At 54.3% G+C, this 16,224-nt stretch carries 17 protein-coding genes and 3 tRNA genes; 8 read left to right on the forward strand and 12 right to left on the reverse strand.

The annotated features are described in order from the left end of the window. The first annotated feature begins 35 nt into the window (after window positions 1-35). Window positions 36-533: a non-heme ferritin gene (gene ftnA, locus QLG21_RS00910; RefSeq protein WP_282483678.1), complete on the forward strand. Its 498-nt coding sequence runs from the start codon at window positions 36-38 to the stop codon at window positions 531-533. Between the two features lie 36 nt (window positions 534-569). Here ftnA and QLG21_RS00915 read toward each other — a convergent pair whose 3' ends face one another. Next, a complete protein-coding gene (locus QLG21_RS00915) occupies window positions 570-806 on the reverse strand; it encodes a YecH family metal-binding protein (protein WP_282483679.1) in 237 nt (78 codons plus the stop codon). 197 nt (window positions 807-1,003) lie between these two features. Between QLG21_RS00915 and tyrP the strand changes: the two genes are divergently transcribed. Continuing rightward, window positions 1,004-2,215 (forward strand): tyrosine transporter TyrP, encoded by a 1,212-nt coding sequence (gene tyrP / locus QLG21_RS00920; RefSeq protein WP_058610167.1) that lies wholly within the window; start codon window positions 1,004-1,006, stop codon window positions 2,213-2,215. A 32-nt stretch (window positions 2,216-2,247) separates the two neighbouring features. Here tyrP and QLG21_RS00925 read toward each other — a convergent pair whose 3' ends face one another. Next, the gene (locus QLG21_RS00925; RefSeq protein WP_006176107.1) at window positions 2,248-2,916 is read right to left on the reverse strand and encodes a YecA family protein; all 669 of its coding nucleotides are present in this window, start codon (window positions 2,914-2,916) and stop codon (window positions 2,248-2,250) included. Between the two features lie 417 nt (window positions 2,917-3,333). Between QLG21_RS00925 and QLG21_RS00930 the strand changes: the two genes are divergently transcribed. The 5 genes from QLG21_RS00930 (at window position 3,334) to QLG21_RS00950 (ending at window position 8,356) form a co-directional block, all read left to right on the forward strand. Further along, entirely contained in the window at window positions 3,334-4,455 is a 1,122-nt protein-coding gene (locus QLG21_RS00930; RefSeq protein ID WP_282483680.1) for a branched-chain amino acid ABC transporter substrate-binding protein, read from the forward strand. Window positions 4,456-4,555: 100 nt separating this feature from the next. Next, window positions 4,556-5,470, forward strand: a complete 915-nt coding sequence (locus QLG21_RS00935; protein ID WP_058610251.1) for a branched-chain amino acid ABC transporter permease — start codon at window positions 4,556-4,558, stop codon at window positions 5,468-5,470. Between the two features lie 11 nt (window positions 5,471-5,481). Next, the gene (gene livM / locus QLG21_RS00940) at window positions 5,482-6,771 is read left to right on the forward strand and encodes a high-affinity branched-chain amino acid ABC transporter permease LivM (RefSeq protein ID WP_282483681.1); all 1,290 of its coding nucleotides are present in this window, start codon (window positions 5,482-5,484) and stop codon (window positions 6,769-6,771) included. After that, the gene (locus QLG21_RS00945; RefSeq protein WP_282483682.1) at window positions 6,768-7,643 is read left to right on the forward strand and encodes an ATP-binding cassette domain-containing protein; all 876 of its coding nucleotides are present in this window, start codon (window positions 6,768-6,770) and stop codon (window positions 7,641-7,643) included. The genes livM and QLG21_RS00945 overlap by 4 nt, the downstream gene beginning before the upstream one ends. Beyond that, window positions 7,640-8,356, forward strand: a complete 717-nt coding sequence (locus QLG21_RS00950) for an ABC transporter ATP-binding protein (RefSeq protein ID WP_042320101.1) — start codon at window positions 7,640-7,642, stop codon at window positions 8,354-8,356. Before QLG21_RS00945 ends, QLG21_RS00950 begins: the two co-directional genes overlap by 4 nt. 60 nt (window positions 8,357-8,416) lie before the next feature. Here the strand turns inward: QLG21_RS00950 and QLG21_RS00955 are convergent, their stop codons facing one another. The 7 genes from QLG21_RS00955 to uvrY all read right to left on the reverse strand — a co-directional run bounded on the left by QLG21_RS00955 (window position 8,417) and on the right by uvrY (window position 13,098). Further along, window positions 8,417-9,277, reverse strand: a complete 861-nt coding sequence (locus QLG21_RS00955) for an alpha/beta hydrolase (RefSeq protein WP_088208239.1) — start codon at window positions 9,275-9,277, stop codon at window positions 8,417-8,419. A gap of 280 nt (window positions 9,278-9,557) precedes the next feature. Next, window positions 9,558-9,644, reverse strand: a tRNA-Leu gene (locus QLG21_RS00960). Window positions 9,645-9,655: 11 nt separating this feature from the next. Then, window positions 9,656-9,729: transfer RNA gene (locus QLG21_RS00965), tRNA-Cys, on the reverse strand. 51 nt (window positions 9,730-9,780) lie between these two features. Further along, window positions 9,781-9,856, reverse strand: a tRNA-Gly gene (locus QLG21_RS00970). Window positions 9,857-10,007: 151 nt separating this feature from the next. Beyond that, complete coding sequence (gene pgsA, locus QLG21_RS00975; protein ID WP_006176115.1) at window positions 10,008-10,556, reverse strand: CDP-diacylglycerol--glycerol-3-phosphate 3-phosphatidyltransferase; 549 nt, start codon at window positions 10,554-10,556, stop codon at window positions 10,008-10,010. A 56-nt stretch (window positions 10,557-10,612) separates the two neighbouring features. Beyond that, entirely contained in the window at window positions 10,613-12,445 is a 1,833-nt protein-coding gene (gene uvrC, locus QLG21_RS00980; protein ID WP_282483683.1) for an excinuclease ABC subunit UvrC, read from the reverse strand. Continuing rightward, window positions 12,442-13,098 carry a UvrY/SirA/GacA family response regulator transcription factor gene (gene uvrY, locus QLG21_RS00985; RefSeq protein ID WP_006176117.1) on the reverse strand — a complete coding sequence of 219 codons (657 nt, stop codon included), beginning with the start codon at window positions 13,096-13,098 and terminating at the stop codon, window positions 12,442-12,444. The genes uvrC and uvrY overlap by 4 nt, the downstream gene beginning before the upstream one ends. 467 nt (window positions 13,099-13,565) lie before the next feature. Here uvrY and QLG21_RS00990 point away from each other — a divergent pair, with 467 nt between their 5' ends. Then, complete coding sequence (locus QLG21_RS00990; RefSeq protein ID WP_006176119.1) at window positions 13,566-13,790, forward strand: DUF2594 family protein; 225 nt, start codon at window positions 13,566-13,568, stop codon at window positions 13,788-13,790. A 65-nt stretch (window positions 13,791-13,855) separates the two neighbouring features. Here QLG21_RS00990 and sdiA read toward each other — a convergent pair whose 3' ends face one another. The 3 genes from sdiA to tcyL form a co-directional block, all read right to left on the reverse strand. Continuing rightward, a complete protein-coding gene (sdiA, locus tag QLG21_RS00995; RefSeq protein WP_006176120.1) occupies window positions 13,856-14,578 on the reverse strand; it encodes a transcriptional regulator SdiA in 723 nt (240 codons plus the stop codon). Window positions 14,579-14,799: 221 nt separating this feature from the next. After that, window positions 14,800-15,552: an L-cystine ABC transporter ATP-binding protein TcyN gene (gene tcyN, locus QLG21_RS01000; protein ID WP_282483684.1), complete on the reverse strand. Its 753-nt coding sequence runs from the start codon at window positions 15,550-15,552 to the stop codon at window positions 14,800-14,802. Then, on the reverse strand, window positions 15,549-16,217 hold the full coding sequence (gene tcyL, locus QLG21_RS01005; protein ID WP_006176122.1) for a cystine ABC transporter permease: 669 nt from the start codon (window positions 16,215-16,217) through the stop codon (window positions 15,549-15,551). The genes tcyN and tcyL overlap by 4 nt, the downstream gene beginning before the upstream one ends. Window positions 16,218-16,224 lie beyond the last annotated feature (7 nt).

Genomic DNA, 16,224 nt, shown 5'->3' on the forward strand with positions numbered 1-16,224 from the left:
ATCCTGAACCCGGAATAATAACGTGGAGCGGCACCGTGCTTAAACCTGAAATGATCGACAAGCTCAATACCCAAATGAACCTTGAGCTTTATTCCTCCCTGCTTTATCAACAGATGAGCGCCTGGTGTAGCTATCACAGTTTCGAAGGTGCCGCCGCGTTCCTGCGTCGTCACGCGCAGGAAGAGATGACGCACATGCAGCGCCTGTTTGACTATCTGACCGATACGGGCAGCCTGCCGCGTATTGATACGGTGGCCTCGCCGGTCGCGGAATATGGCTCGCTGGATGAACTGTTCCGCGCCACGTACGAGCACGAGCAGCTGATCACGCAGAAAATTAACGAACTGGCGCACGCCGCCATGACCACTCAGGATTATCCAACCTTTAATTTCCTGCAGTGGTACGTTGCTGAGCAGCATGAAGAAGAGAAGCTGTTTAAATCGGTGCTGGATAAATTATCCCTGGCCGGTAAATCGGGTGAAGGTCTCTACTTTATTGATAAAGAACTTTCCACGCTTGATACCCAGAATTAATTCCACAAACGGTGCTGATCCTTCAGCACCGTTGTTTTAATGGCGGCAGATTTTACTTTCGTGCGTTGAGAAGCCCTCAGCAACGGGAATAAATTTACCCCTGGCCGCGAGAAATGCGACTAACTCCGACGCCGTCATATCCGATGCCGAACAGGTATGAAAACGCGCGGCTTCACCAAAGCGCGCATGGATGGCCTCAGTCAGACTCTGCTCAGAATACTGCTCACCTGACTCAATCATCATCGTGAGTACGTCGTGCCCGTGAATTGACATCTTAACCTCCTCAAAAGAAACCGCGAGACTACCCTTACCACGTCACGCGCGCCTTGCGCTGGCTCAGGTTTCGCTTCACGCATCAGCCTGTAATTAATGCTTTACACACCTTGTAACGTGGATTTGACGAGCCGGCACTTTTCCCTTACTCTGCGCCGCAGATTGGGTCGCGATATCGAATGGCTGTAGAGGAAAGTGTGAAGAACAGAACCCTGGGAAGTATTTTTATCGTCGCCGGAACCACCATTGGCGCAGGAATGTTGGCGATGCCGCTGGCGGCAGCCGGTGTGGGATTCAGCGTGACGCTACTGCTGTTGGTCGGGCTTTGGGCGCTGATGTGCTATACCGCCCTGCTGCTGCTTGAGGTTTATCAGCATGTGCCTGCCGACACGGGTCTGGGTTCGCTGGCTGCCCGCTACCTTGGGCGATACGGTCAGTGGATCGCAGGCGTTAGCATGATGTTCCTGATGTATGCCCTGACCGCCGCCTACATAAGCGGGGCCGGAGAGCTGATTGCCTCCAGCATTAACGACGCGTTCGGTTTCAACATTTCACCCGCAACCGGCGTGATCTTCTTTACCCTTATCGGCGGCGGCGTGGTGTGCGTGGGGACATCGCTGGTCGATCTGTTCAATCGCTTTCTGTTCAGCGCCAAAATTCTCTTTCTGATTGCCATGCTGGTGCTGCTGGCACCGCATATCCACAAGGTTAACCTGCTGACGTTACCTCTTGAAAAAGGGCTGGCCTTGTCCGCCATCCCGGTCATTTTCACCTCGTTCGGCTTCCACGGCAGCGTGCCCAGCATTGTTAGCTATATGCAGGGCGATATCCGTAAGCTGCGCCGCGTGTTTATTATCGGCAGTGCCATACCGCTGATCGCCTACATTTTCTGGCAGCTGGTTACGCTGGGGAGCATCGATTCCTCCACCTTTATGGGTATGATGGCCGAACACGCCGGGCTGAACGGGTTGCTGGTGGCTCTGCGTAACGTCGTGACCTCTTCACACGTCGAGCTGGCGGTGCATCTTTTCGCCGACCTGGCGCTGGCGACCTCATTCCTCGGCGTCGCCCTCGGCCTGTTCGATTATCTGGCGGATCTGTTCCAGCGCCGAAATAGCGTTGCCGGACGTTTACAGACGGGGGCGATCACCTTCCTGCCACCGCTGGCCTTCGCGCTGTTCTACCCGCGCGGGTTTGTTATGGCGCTGGGGTATGCAGGCGTCGCGTTATCCGTACTGGCCCTGCTGCTGCCGTCGCTACTCGCCTGGAAAAGCCGGGAGCAGCATCCTCAACAGGGCTACCGCGTGGCGGGCGGTAAACCGCTGCTGTGTCTGGTGTTTGCCTGTGGCGTAGCGATTATTCTGGTGCAGTTCCTGATCGTTGCAGGGCTACTCCCGGAAGTTGGATAACGAAAGGGGCTCAATGTGAGCCCCTTTTTTGATTAATGCAGACAGCAGCTTTTAAACTTCTTCCCGCTTCCGCAAGGACAAGGATCGTTACGTCCGACTTTGGTGCCGTTGACGATCGGCTTTTTTGCCTCCGGCTCTTGCGGGTTCGCCATCCAGTAGTTGTACAAGCGCAGCGCCGCAGGCTGGATGCGCTCGATGCTGGCGAAATACGCCTCTTCGGTCAGTTCATCCAGCTTCTCGCTGTTCTCTTCCGTTCCGTGCAGGGCGATAACGTCCAGATCGGCTTTTAGCTCTTCAGGTAACGCCGACCAGTCGGTTAAGGCCACACCGCGCATATAGCCATAACACCACTCTTCAACCACGGTGAAGCTCTGCCCGTCCACGTCGTTAAAGCCAAACATTGGCTCAAACTGATCCGGGTACTCGCTCAGGCGCTCGGCAATGTCGTTCATATGCTTAAAGCAGAGATCGATGAACCGGTTCATTTCGCGATCGTTTTTCCAGCGCGGAATGTACTTCTCGCCGCCCCATACCGCCACCAGCCAGGTGTCGGGTTCAGGTACAACGGGGCCGGAAAGCACGGCGGTAAGCATACCGTCCAGTTCAGACACGTCAATGACCGACGCATCGTCATGGCCATAAGACATTAAGGTCTCTTCAAGCCATGTCATTTCGCTTTCATTTAATGGGCCTTCAGTCATCGCTGACACTCCTGATCAAAAAAGGAAAAGATCCTGACACATATCGCCGCCCGTGCCTATCTGAAGTTTAGGCCTTTATTGCTGCAAAAACGTGCAAATCGTGACGCTTGCACAACTTATGGGCTTTAGTGTTAACGAGATGTGATCTCCGCTGTAATTTCACCTCATCCCGCAAGGCGGGATAAAACGGCACTCTATACTCAACATGTCACAACCCGGTCAAGGGACTAACCATTCTGGCAACGTTTTTGCTTAATGTTCTGCGTGCTAACTGGCACAACGAAACCTCGCCGTATTACGCGCTGTGTTGCCTGGATTTCGTGCGTTTTGTTCTTGCTTTTGTTTTTGGATTAACGACGTCATCAGGCGTTCGGGTTAATACCTGATGCAAAAACCTCTATGCTAAGGAACATCATAATGTCGCTGAAATTTATCAGAAGTCCCCTTTCTCTCGTGCTGGCCGGCTGTCTGGTGACGGCATTTTCCGCACAGGCCGATGTCGTGATTGGGGTTGCTGGCCCGTTCACCGGGCCAAACGCAACCTATGGCGATCAATACTGGCACGGTGCGACGCAGGCCGCGGAAGATATTAACGCCGCCGGTGGCATCAACGGCGAGAAAATTAAACTGGTTCAGGGCGATGATGCATGCGAGCCAAAACAGGCAGTCGCCGTCGCCAACCGCCTAGTTGACCAGGATAAAGTCAACGCCGTTGTCGGGCACTTCTGCTCCTCGTCAACCATGCCCGCCTCAGAGGTATACAGTGACGCGGGCATCCTCTCTATCACCCCCGGTTCGACCAACCCGCTGATTACTGAACGCGGCATGAGCGATATGTTCCGCATGTGCGGGCGCGATGACCAGCAGGGCCAGGTCGCCAGCGATTTCATTATCGACAAGCTGAAAGCGAAACGCGTGGTCATCATCCACGATAAAGATACCTACGGCCAGGGGCTGGCGGATGCGACCAAAGCGGCGCTGGCAAAACGCGGCGTTAAGGACGTGATGTATGAAGGGCTGTCGCGCGGCGAAAAAGACTTTAACGCGCTGGTGACCAAGATCGGTGCGCAAAAACCAGACGTGGTGTTCTTCGGCGGGTGCCATCCCGAAGCCGGTCCGCTGGTGCGCCAGATGCGTGAGCAAGGCGTACAGGCCAGTTTCTTCTCCGGGGACTGCATCGTCAACGAAGAGATGGTCACGGCGGCCGGAGGAGCGAAGTACACCAACGGCATCTACATGACCTTTGGTAAAGACCCCCGCCTGATCCCGGACGGCAAAGCCGTTATCGACAAATTCCGCGTCGCTAAGTTTGAACCTGAAGGCTATACCCTCTACGCCTATGCCTCTATTCAGGCCATTGCCGCCGCATTCAACGCCACAAAAGGGACCGATTCCGCCAAAGCCAGCGAATGGCTGAAAGCCAACGCCGTGGAGACGGTGATGGGCAAAAAAGCCTGGGATAGCAAAGGCGACCTGAAGGTCTCTGACTACGTGGTTTATCAGTGGGATGACAAAGGAAAATATAAGGAAGTTCAGTAACGGGACGGAGTCACGCTCAACGCCAGCGGGCCTGCCTGCTGGCGCCAACGACACATCAGGCTGCGCCAGCTGCGCTGGCCTATTACACGAGCGCGCAATGATGAGCACATTCTTCCTGCAGCAGTTAATTAACGGATTAACCCTCGGTTCCGTCTACGGACTCATCGCCATCGGCTATACCATGGTTTATGGCATCATCGGCATGATTAATTTCGCGCACGGCGAAGTCTATATGATCTCGGCTTACCTGTGCGCCATCGGCCTCGCGCTGCTGTCGTTCTTCGGCTTGCAGTCGTTCCCTTTGCTGATCCTCGGCACGCTGGTCTTCACCATTGTCGTCACCGGCGTGTACGGCTGGACCATCGAGCGGATAGCCTACAGGCCGCTGCGCAACTCCACGCGCCTCGCGCCGCTGATCTCCGCCATTGGGATGTCCCTTATTCTGCAAAACTACGCCCAGCTCAGTCAGGGGCCACGCCAGCAGGGCGTGCCGACGATGCTGGATGGCGTGCTGCGGTTTCATCTGGGCGACGGCTTTGTTCAGATCACCTACACCAAGGTGTTCATTCTGATCGCGTCGTTCGCGGGCATGCTGCTGCTCACCTGGATAATCAGCAGTACGCGCCTGGGGCGGATGTGCCGGGCGGTACAGCAGGATCGCAAAATGGCCTCCATCCTCGGGATTAACACCGACCGTATTATCTCGCTGGTGTTTGTGATTGGCGCGGCGATGGCCGGGCTGGCCGGGGTGTTGATCACCATGAACTACGGCACCTTTGATTTCTACGTCGGCTTTGTGATTGGCATTAAGGCCTTTACGGCGGCGGTGCTCGGCGGCATTGGCTCGTTACCCGGAGCGATGCTGGGCGGGCTGATCCTGGGGGTCGCCGAAGCGCAATTCTCCGGGATGGTGAACTCGGATTATAAAGATGTATTCTCGTTTGGATTACTGGTGGTGATCCTGATTTTCCGACCTCAGGGGCTGCTGGGCCGCCCTGTCGTAGCCAAAGTGTAAGAGAGAAAGCAATGACGACACTCACGGTTGCCTCTGACGGTTTTTCCCTTAAACGCTGCGTCCTTGATGCCATCTTCTCTGGCCTGGTGGCGCTTATCATTTTCGGCCCCATCGCGGGCGTTGTGCTGGACGGCTACAGCTTCAACTTCGAATGGCAGCGGCTGGTGTGGATTGTCGCTATCGTGATGCTCGGGCGGTTTGTACTGAGCGTTTTTTTAGGGACATCCCCCGGCAGACGTTTTCAGGCACGCTTTGAGGCCGACAGCGCGGGGGTGTACGTTCGTCCCCCGGAATACAAAAGCCGGATGCGCTGGATCATTCCCCTGCTTATCGCCCTGGCGATCTGCTTTCCCTTTGTCGCGACCAAATACGTGCTGACGGTGGCGATCCTCGGGCTCATCTACGTGCTGCTCGGCCTTGGGCTGAACATCGTGGTCGGGCTGGCCGGGCTGTTAGATCTCGGGTATGTCGCCTTTTATGCCATCGGTGCCTATGGTCTGGCCCTCGGTTATCAGTATCTGGGGCTGGGGTTCTGGACGATGCTGCCTTTGGCCGCCCTGATGGCCGCCGCAGCGGGCGCGCTGCTGGGATTCCCGGTGCTGCGCATGCACGGCGACTACCTGGCAATCGTGACGCTCGGGTTCGGAGAGATTATTCGCCTGGTTCTTAATAACTGGCTGACGTTCACCGGCGGTCCGAACGGCGTTTCTGCCCCTCCTCCCACCTTTTTCGGCCTTGAATTTGGACGGCGGGCGAAAGAAGGCGGCGTGCCGTTCCACGAATTTTTTGGCCTGACCTACAACCCCAACATGAAATTCATCTTTATTTACGCGGTGCTTTTTCTTGTCGTGCTGCTGGTGCTGTATATCAAGCATCGCCTGACGCGAATGCCGATTGGCCGGGCGTGGGAAGCGCTGCGCGAGGATGAGATCGCCTGCCGGTCAATGGGGCTGAATCACGTGCTGGTCAAGCTGTCGGCCTTTACGCTGGGGGCATCGACTGCCGGTATCGCCGGGGTGTTTTTCGCCACCTACCAGGGCTTCGTGAACCCCACCTCTTTCACCTTCTTTGAATCCGCGCTGATCCTCGCCATTGTGGTGCTGGGCGGAATGGGTTCCACGGTGGGCGTGGTGCTGGCGGCCTTTGTTCTCACCGTCACCCCGGAGCTGCTGCGCAGCTTTGCCGAGTACCGCGTGCTGCTGTTTGGCATGCTGATGGTGGTCATGATGATCTGGCGGCCCCGCGGTTTAATCCGCATTAACCGCAGCGGGTATGCGGTACGCAAAGGAGTCGCACCATGAAGGAGACGATACTGAGCGTGGAACACCTGATGATGCATTTTGGCGGGATTAAGGCGCTCAACGATGTCAGCCTTTCTATTCAGCGCGGGTCCATCACCGCCCTGATTGGGCCAAACGGGGCGGGAAAAACGACGGTCTTTAACTGCCTGACCGGATTTTATAAGGCATCAGGGGGCAACATTCTGTTCAGCACGCGGCATAAGACCACCAACGTCATTCAGGTGCTCGGCCAGAAATTTCAGCCCGGCGACTGGGTAAACCCGGCGCAGCTCGGACAGCGGCTGTTTTATAAGATGTTCGGCGGTACGCATCTGGTCAACCGTGCCGGGCTGGCGCGCACGTTTCAGAACATCCGTCTTTTTCGCGAAATGTCAGTGGTTGAGAACCTCCTTGTTGCCCAGCATATGCGCGTTAACCGCCATCTTCTGGCCGGGATACTGAACACGCCCGCCTACCGACGGGCAGAAAGCGACGCGCTGGACCGGGCCTTTTACTGGCTGGAAGTGGTGGATCTGGTGGATTGTGCCAACCGCCTTGCGGGCGAGATGTCTTACGGCCAGCAGCGCCGCCTCGAAATCGCGCGGGCGATGTGCACCGGCCCGGAAATGATCTGTCTGGACGAACCGGCCGCCGGGTTAAACCCGGTTGAAACGCACAAGCTGAGCGATATCATTCGCTTCCTGCGCGACCATCATGACATCACCGTATTGCTGATCGAGCATGACATGGGCATGGTGATGGAGATATCCGATGAGATTATTGTGCTCGATCACGGCGACGTGATTGCTCAGGGGAAACCGGAGCACATTCAGCATGATGAAAAGGTCATTGCCGCCTACCTCGGCACCGACGAAAGTGAGGTCAGCCTGTGAGTGAGCCGATGCTGGAGTTTCGCAATGTCGATGTCTATTACGGCGTGATCCAGGCGCTAAAGCAGGTCTCTCTTGAGGTTAATAAGGGCGAGACCGTGGCGCTGATCGGGGCCAACGGCGCGGGGAAATCCACCCTTCTGATGTCCATCTTCGGGCAGCCGCGTATTCGTCACGGGCAGATCCTTTTTTGCAATGAGGATATTAGCCACAAGTCCACGCACTACGTTGCCTCCGGCGGCATTGCGCAGGCACCTGAGGGACGGCGCATCTTCCCGGATATGACCGTTGAAGAGAACCTGCTCATGGGCACGATCCCTGTCGGCAATCAGTATGCCGCCCAGGATATGCAAAGCATGTTTGAGCTGTTCCCGCGTCTTAAGGAGCGGCGCAACCAGCGGGCGATGACCCTGTCCGGTGGTGAACAGCAGATGCTAGCCATCGCCCGCGCCCTGATGAGCCGCCCCAGACTGTTGCTGCTGGATGAACCAAGCCTGGGGCTGGCCCCCATCGTCGTGAAGCAGATTTTCCAGACGCTTCGGGAGCTGGCCCGTAACGGGATGACCATTTTTCTGGTCGAGCAGAACGCCCACCATGCGTTAACCCTTTCGGACCGGGGGTATGTCATGGTGAACGGGCAAATTCGTTTAAGCGGCAGCGGCGCAGAGTTATTGGGGAACCAGGAGGTCAGGAAGGCGTATCTGGGCGGGGCATAACGCGGTTTGGGTAGCGGAAAGCCCCGCCGTTGCGGGGCTGAATTAAACGGCTGGCTCCGCTTACAGGCGGCCTTTGAGCCATGCCAGCTGCTGGTTGATCACATTGTCGAAGTGCTTGCCATCATACAAATCGTAATGCTTAGCGCCATCTTCAACGTATAAGGTTTTATCATCAGCTTTCACAGAGTCATATAACGCCACGCCCTGTTGCGGTTCATTTACCGTATCGTTGCCGGCTACAACCACCAGCGTTGGGCAGTTAACCTTTTCGGCATTCTGGTACGGTTTATAATTGAGCGTTTCATACACCGTGAGGAACGGGATTTTGATATCCATCGATGGATAGCGCTCTTTATTGGCCTCAAAGAAGGCTTTCGACTCTTCATCCCCCAGCACTTTGGTAATGGCAACGAACATTTCCTTGCCCAGACGCTCGCGTTTTTCCACCATCTTGTCGAGCGTTGCGACAAATCCTTGCTTCTCCTGCTCGTCCATCTTGCCAGTGACGATGGCCTCGCCATCCGCAAAGCCCATCTGACTGATGATGCCTTTGATCCGGGGGCGCTCAACCGCAGCGGCGAAGACATGGCAGGCGCCCAGCGAAGTGCCCCACAGCGCTATGCGGTGCCCGTCGATCTCTGACTGCGCCTCAGCCCAGTCGATAACCGAACAAATGTCTTCGATTTGCAATGCAGGAACCAGCCTTCCGCGTTCCCCTCCGCTTTCACCAAAGCCCCGATAATCGAAGGTGATGGTGGCAAAGCCCGCCTGAGTAAACGCCTCAGCATAGCGTGGCAGTAAAATTTCCTGAATACCGCAAAATCCATGGCAAAGGATCACAACCGGAGCCTTAACAGAATCAGCGGGGCGGCGTAATGTTACAGCGATATCATCTTTTAATTTATGTTTAGTCAATAACATACATACACTTCCCTTACTATCGGAGCAGAAAGCGTATCAGTTTGCCCGAGAGCGTTTTTTGACATTCATCCAGGTTATGATTAATCAAATGTTTATAAATCAACAATATGTATTATGAGATGTTTCAGCGTCAGGGATTTTTATTGGTGAAGGGAATAAGGTTTGGAGGAGGACGTAAAGCGGTGCAGTTATTAAAGCGGTGGAAAAAAGATATAAAAAAACCGCCTTAGGGGCGGTTTCACGACACTGCTTATTGCTTTGATTATTCTTTGCTTTCCCATGGTAGCCGGAGTGGGACTTGAACCCACACAGCGCGAACGCCGAGGGATTTTAAATCCCTTGTGTCTACCGATTCCACCATCCGGCCAGGGAAGAAAGTGGAGGCGCGTTCCGGAGTCGAACCGGACTAGACGGATTTGCAATCCGCTACATAACCGCTTTGCTAACGCGCCGTAAATCTTCTGTCTTTCGACCTGCACCCGCGATTGCCGATGCATTTTATCTGGAGCGGGAAACGAGACTCGAACTCGCGACCCCGACCTTGGCAAGGTCGTGCTCTACCAACTGAGCTATTCCCGCATGTCATCAAGTTGATATCTAACCACTTGATTTCATTATCGTCCGGCAAACCGTGCCGCCGTTCGATGCGTTGCATTCTACTGATATGACGTGGTGAGTCAACGTTATTTTTGCATCTCAGGATCGTTTGCTGAAAATTGCGCCGAAACGATCACTGTTCAAGCAAATCACCGCGTGCAGCGTTCAGATATTGCAGCATCGACCACAGCGTCAGCACAGCTGCAACCCACAGCAGACCGATTCCTGCCCACTCAACCCAGGCGTTTGGACGCCACAGCATCCATACCAGCGCAGCCATTTGTGCGGTGGTTTTGACTTTACCGATCCAGGATACCGCCACGCTGCTGCGTTTACCCAACTCCGCCATCCACTCGCGCAGCGCGGAGATGATGATCTCACGGCCAATCATTGTTGCCGCCGGCAGCGTTACCCACCAGGTGTGATAATGCTCAGCCACCAGCACCATCGCGATTGCAACCATCACTTTATCGGCGACCGGATCGAGGAAAGCGCCAAACCGCGTGCTCTGGTTCCAGCGACGCGCCAGATAACCGTCAAACCAGTCCGTGACCGCCGCCACGAGGAAGATGAGCGCACAGGCAAACGGTGCCCATACCACCGGCAGGTAAAATGCCAGCACAAAGAACGGGATAAGTACGACGCGAAAAAGGGTGAGCAACGTAGGGATATTAAATCGCATAATGACGGTAACTGTCTGTTGTCAGTAAAATTTAGCTCTATGTTGCTACAGAGCCCTCAATGTTTCAACGAGTAGTAGATCTTTTCTGCCAGCCCTTGCGAAATACCCGGCACTTTTGCAATTTCTTCCATGCTGGCATTGAGTAATCCTTGCAATCCGCCCATATACTTCAGCAGCATCTGGCGACGCTTTGGCCCAACGCCCTCAATGGTTTCAAGGGTACTGGTGTTTTTAACCTTCGCTCTTTTCTTACGGTGCCCGCTGATCGCGTGATCGTGTGATTCATCGCGGATATGCTGGATCACGTGCAGCGCAGGGGAATCCGGCGGCAGGCTGAAGCCCTCTCCTTCTGGCTCAAAGAACAGCGTCTCCAGCCCGGCTTTGCGGTCCGCCCCTTTCGCCACGCCCAACAGCAGCGGATGGTTTTTGTCCCACTCCACATCAAGCGATTCAAAAACCGCCTTTGCCTGGCCGAGCTGCCCTTTCCCGCCGTCGATCAGAATAACGTCCGGGATTTTGCTCTCTTCGATGGCTTTGCCGTAGCGCCGACGCAGCACCTGGTTCATCGCCGCATAGTCATCACCCGGGGTGATCCCGGTAATATTATAGCGGCGATACTCTGCCCGCAGCGGACCATTAGCATCGAATACTACGCAGGAGGCGACCGTCTGTTCACCCATCGTATGACTGATGTCGAAGCACTCCATACGTTTGATTTCCGGCAGCTTCAACTGCGTCGCCAGCGCGGTTAAACGCTGATGAACCGTCGACTGCTGAGAAAGTTTGGTCGTCAGGGCGGTGGCCGCATTGGTTCGGGCGAGCTTCAGATAACGCGCACGGTCGCCGCGCGGCCTGGTCTGAACGTTAACCCGACGTCCGGCGAGACTGGAAAGCGACTCTGAGAGCAGCGTTTTATCGTCCAGGTTAAAGTCGAGCAGGATCTCCGAGGGCAGCGTTCGCATCTGACTTCCCTGCAGGTAGAACTGACCAACAAACGTCTCGACCACTTCCCCCATCTCTGTACCGCCCGGTACCTTCGGGAAATAGCTTCGGCTGCCCAGCACTTTACCCTGACGAATAAAGAGCACGTGCACGCAGGCCAGACCGGCATCATAAGCAACGCCAATCACGTCGAGATCGTCACCGGTGTTGGAGACAAACTGTTTCTCGGTGACGCGGCGAACGGCCTGAATTTGATCGCGGATGCGCCCCGCCTCTTCAAACTCCAGCGCGCCGCTGGATTTTTCCATGCGCGCAATAAGCTGCGTCAGAACCTGATCGTCCTTCCCGGCTAAAAACAGACGTACGTATTCAACCTGCTGGGCATACTCTTCTTCACTGACCAGCCCCTCAACGCACGGCCCCAGGCAGCGACCAATCTGGTACTGCAGGCACGGGCGCGAACGGTTACGGTAGACGCTATTCTCACACTGGCGGATAGGGAAGATTTTTTGCAGCAGTGCCAGCGTTTCGCGCACCGCATAGCCGTTAGGGAATGGCCCAAAATATTCACCCTTCGCATGTTTGGCACCACGGTGCATCGCCAGGCGTGGGTGGGTGTCTCCGCTCAGGAAGATAAACGGATAGGACTTATCATCGCGCAGCAGGACGTTATAGCGCGGCTGATAAAGCTTAATGTAGTTGTGTTCAAGCAGCAGCGCTTCGGTCTCCGTATGGGTCACGGTGACATCAATATTATGTATTAATGCGACCAGCGCTTCGGTCTTACGGGAGGCAAGATTGCTTCGAAAGTAGCTGGAAAGGCGTTTTTTGAGGTCTTTTGCCTTACCCACATAGATAACCGTGCCGCCAGCGTCATACATACGATAGACGCCAGGCTGGCTCGTAACGGTTTTTAGAAATGATTTTGAATCGAACGCTTCATTCACTGACTTACTAACGACTCCGCATTGCACAGACCATGACGAATGGCCAGGTGAGTCAATTCGACATCACCATGAATGTTCAGTTTACTGAACATTCTATAGCGGTAGCTGTTGACCGTTTTCGGGCTGAGATTCAGTTGCTCGGAAATCTCATTCACCTTCTGACCTTTAGTGATCATTAGCATAATCTGCAATTCGCGCTCAGACAAACAGGCAAAGGGCGATGCTGTTTTTTCCGGTTCAATCTGACTCAACGCCATTTGTTGTGCAATGTCCGACGCGATGTAACGCTGCCCGGCATAAACAGAACGGATAGCATTGACCACTTCCTGAGGTGCGGCGCCTTTACTCAGGTATCCGGCAGCTCCCGCCTGCATCACTTTGGCAGGAAGCGGGTTTTCCGTATGCACGGTCAGCATGATGACTTTGGTATCAACAAAGGTGCGGGCAATTTTGCGCGTGGCCTCAAGCCCACCGATACCGGGCATGTTCATATCCATCAGCACAACGTCTGCCGAGTTAGCGCGGCACCATTTTACCGCGTCTTCGCCACAGCAGGCCTCACCGGCCACTTTGATGCCTTTTATATCTTCAAGAATGCGTCGTATCCCTGCGCGCACCAGTTCGTGGTCATCAACAAGAAGGACGTTGATCAAAGGAAATGTCTCCAGAATAGGGATAACGCTACTGACTGCTTATTGCCTTTATATTAACGGTTTTCCTCGCAAGATTAAATCGTTAAAAAAGCGGCTATTCGATTACGCTCTCGTTTTTGGAAATTAGCTTGTACAGCACGTGGAAAGCGAACCCGCATGGAATGGGCTTTTAAGTCTATTTTTAAGCATCTGTATTCAAAAGGTTACAAAAAATTCGTTAATAACTTTCGCCCAAAAACAGTTCTTAACTTTTTGTAACAACAATTAACGACAGTCGAACCGGCGCTAAACAATTAATTGTCTTACGCGGATGGCCAGATTACTGCGACGTTCTGTTTACGCAAATAAACAAAATGCGGAAAAGTACAAAAAACAACCACTGCTTTTTTTGTCTCAGCTTGTGATATACTCCGGCGCCATAACTTTCATCGTCGCGCTCGCGCGCTGTTTTATATTGAGGAAAATAAATGAGCACACCTGAATTTGCCACTGCGGAGAATAACCAGGAACTGGCACAGGAAGTAAACTGTCTGAAATCGCTGCTGACGCTTATGCTACAGGCCATGGGTCAGGCGGACGCGGGACGTGTGATCATTAAAATGGAAAAACAGATCGCGCAGATGGAAGATCAGGCAGAGTCAGAGGTATTTGCCAATACGGTTAAGCAGATCAAACAGGCTTACCGTCAGTAATAAAAAACGGCTGGATGCAAAGCATTCAGCCGTTGTCTTGTCTGCCACGCAGAACGTTTTTTCAGTCAAATCAGTCCTGTCGCTGCCGCGTAGCATGCAATCTGCGTTTTGTTCGGCGCGTTGAATTTCTTCTGCATATTCTTTTGATGGAAATTAACCGTGTTCTCCGAAATCGAGAGAATGATGGCTATTTCCGCCGAGGTTTTCCCTTCCGCTGTCCACTTCAGGATTTCACGCTCGCGCTTGCTGAATTTCATTTCGGGCGGCATGACCGTCTCATGTTCGAACCTCAGCAACGACGTCAGCGCCATTTGCACCAGCATTTGCAGTCGCAGTTCGATCTCTTCATGGTGGATCGCATTTTCGCGCAGGCTGGTTCGGGAGACCGAAAGGAACCCGAGCGCATGATTCGGCAGCATCAGACATTGCGTTATGCCTTTGCGAATGCCGTGGTCCTGCGCCCCGCCCCATAATTCCTGGGCATCCGCGAATAATTCATCGGTCCAGGGTAAATGGCCCTGGATAAAGTTCTCCGGTTTAAGCACTGGATCGACCGCGAAATAATTCTCAGACTTATATTGCGCCATCCACCGATCGGGATAACTGGAATGTACAGAAATCTTCGGGCGCGTAAACGGCACCGGATGTCGAACGCAGAGTGAGAAGTAATCAAATTCGAGCGCCTGTGTTTGCTGCTGAAGTTCCTGATAAACCTCGTCAGCACAGGTCAACTCCTGAAAGCGAAGGAAGCATTTCCGTCGCCACGTGAAAAAGTCTGAATCCCTCATACTTATTAGATGAAGCCCCTGATAAAGATAATCATTCTTATGGTGAATATAAACTACCACATAAATCTTATTTATAACTGCAAAATATCGGCAAATTCGCAATTGCCTTCAGCTTTAATACGGTTTAACCGAACTGAATGGTATAAAAAAGTTTGCCGGAAGAGGTCAGTGGAGAATAATTTGCTCCAGCGGAAAATTCTGGAGCAAATTAGTGCAATATGCTACTGCATGAGGAACTTTTCCAGGAACTGCCGGGTTCGCGGCTGCTGAGGGTCAGCAAATAAGCGCTTAGCTGGCCCCTGCTCAACGATGCGGCCCTGATCCATAAAGATGGCCCGGTCGGCTACGTCACGCGCAAAGCTCATTTCATGCGTAACGATCACCATTGTGCGCTTCTCTTGTGCCAGCTGACGGATAGTATTCAGCACCTCCCCCACCAGTTCCGGGTCGAGCGCGGAAGTAGGTTCGTCGAATAATATCACCTCAGGGCGCATCGCCAGCGCACGGGCAATGGCCACGCGCTGCTGTTGTCCGCCGGACAAACGTCGCGGGTAGCTGGTCTCTTTTCCTGCCAGCCCCACTTTTGCCAGCAGCTCACGCGCGCGGGCCGTGGCTTCTTCCTTTGGCTCGCCCTTCACGATGACCGGGCCTTCAATGATGTTCTCCAGCACCGTGCGGTGCGGGAAAAGATTGAAGCTTTGAAACACAAAACCCACATGCTGTCGCAAACGGCGGATCAGCCCTTTCTGCTGCCCGAAGGGTTTCCCGGTATCGATGGTGATATCACCCACGCGGATCGTCCCCCCTTCCGGCTGCTCGAGTAAATTAATACTGCGCAACAGCGTGGTTTTCCCCGAACCGCTGGGGCCGACGATCGCCACCACTTCGCCCTCTTCCACTTCCAGGTCGATGCCATGCAGCACCGTCTGACCGTGGAATTTTTTCACCAGGTTTTTAACGTCGATTGCACTCATTTCGGATCTCGCTCCTGGCGGTTAAGCTGGTTTTCAAAGTAGTTCTGCAGCGCGGAGAGCACGGTCGCCATCACCCAGTAAATCAGCGAGGCCGCAAGATACATGGTGAAGACCTCCAGCGTGCGCGACGTGATGAGCTGCGCCTGACGAAACAGTTCCGGCACCTGGATCGTCGCGGCAAGCGAAGTATCTTTCACCAGGCTGATAAAACTGTTGCTGAGCGGAGGCAAGGCCACCCGCGCCGCCTGCGGCAGGATCGCCCTTCGCAGCGTCTGCCAGGGCGTCATCCCGATACTGGCCGCGGCTTCCCACTGTCCTTTATCGATGGACGAGATGGCCGCCCGCAGCGTTTCGGAGGTGTATGCCGCGGTGTTCAGCGACAGGCCAATCATCGCTGCGGGGATCGGATCAAGCTCGATGCCGAACTGGGGCAAACCGTAGTAAATCATAAACAGCTGCGCGATAAGCGGCGTACCGCGAAACACGGAAATGTAGAACCGTGCCAGCCAGCGAATCGGCAGGACATGAGACATGCGCATCAATGCCAGCACAAACCCGAGCACCAGGCCGAAGAACATCCCGCCGATGCTGAGCTGGAGGGTAAACACCGCTCCCTTCAGCAGAAAGGGCAGTGAATCAATAACCAGTTGAATACTTTCTTGCATTATTATT

Origin of the sequence: Enterobacter sp. V87_3 (genome assembly GCF_029967835.1) — a bacterium.
GTDB lineage: Bacteria > Pseudomonadota > Gammaproteobacteria > Enterobacterales > Enterobacteriaceae > Enterobacter > Enterobacter cancerogenus.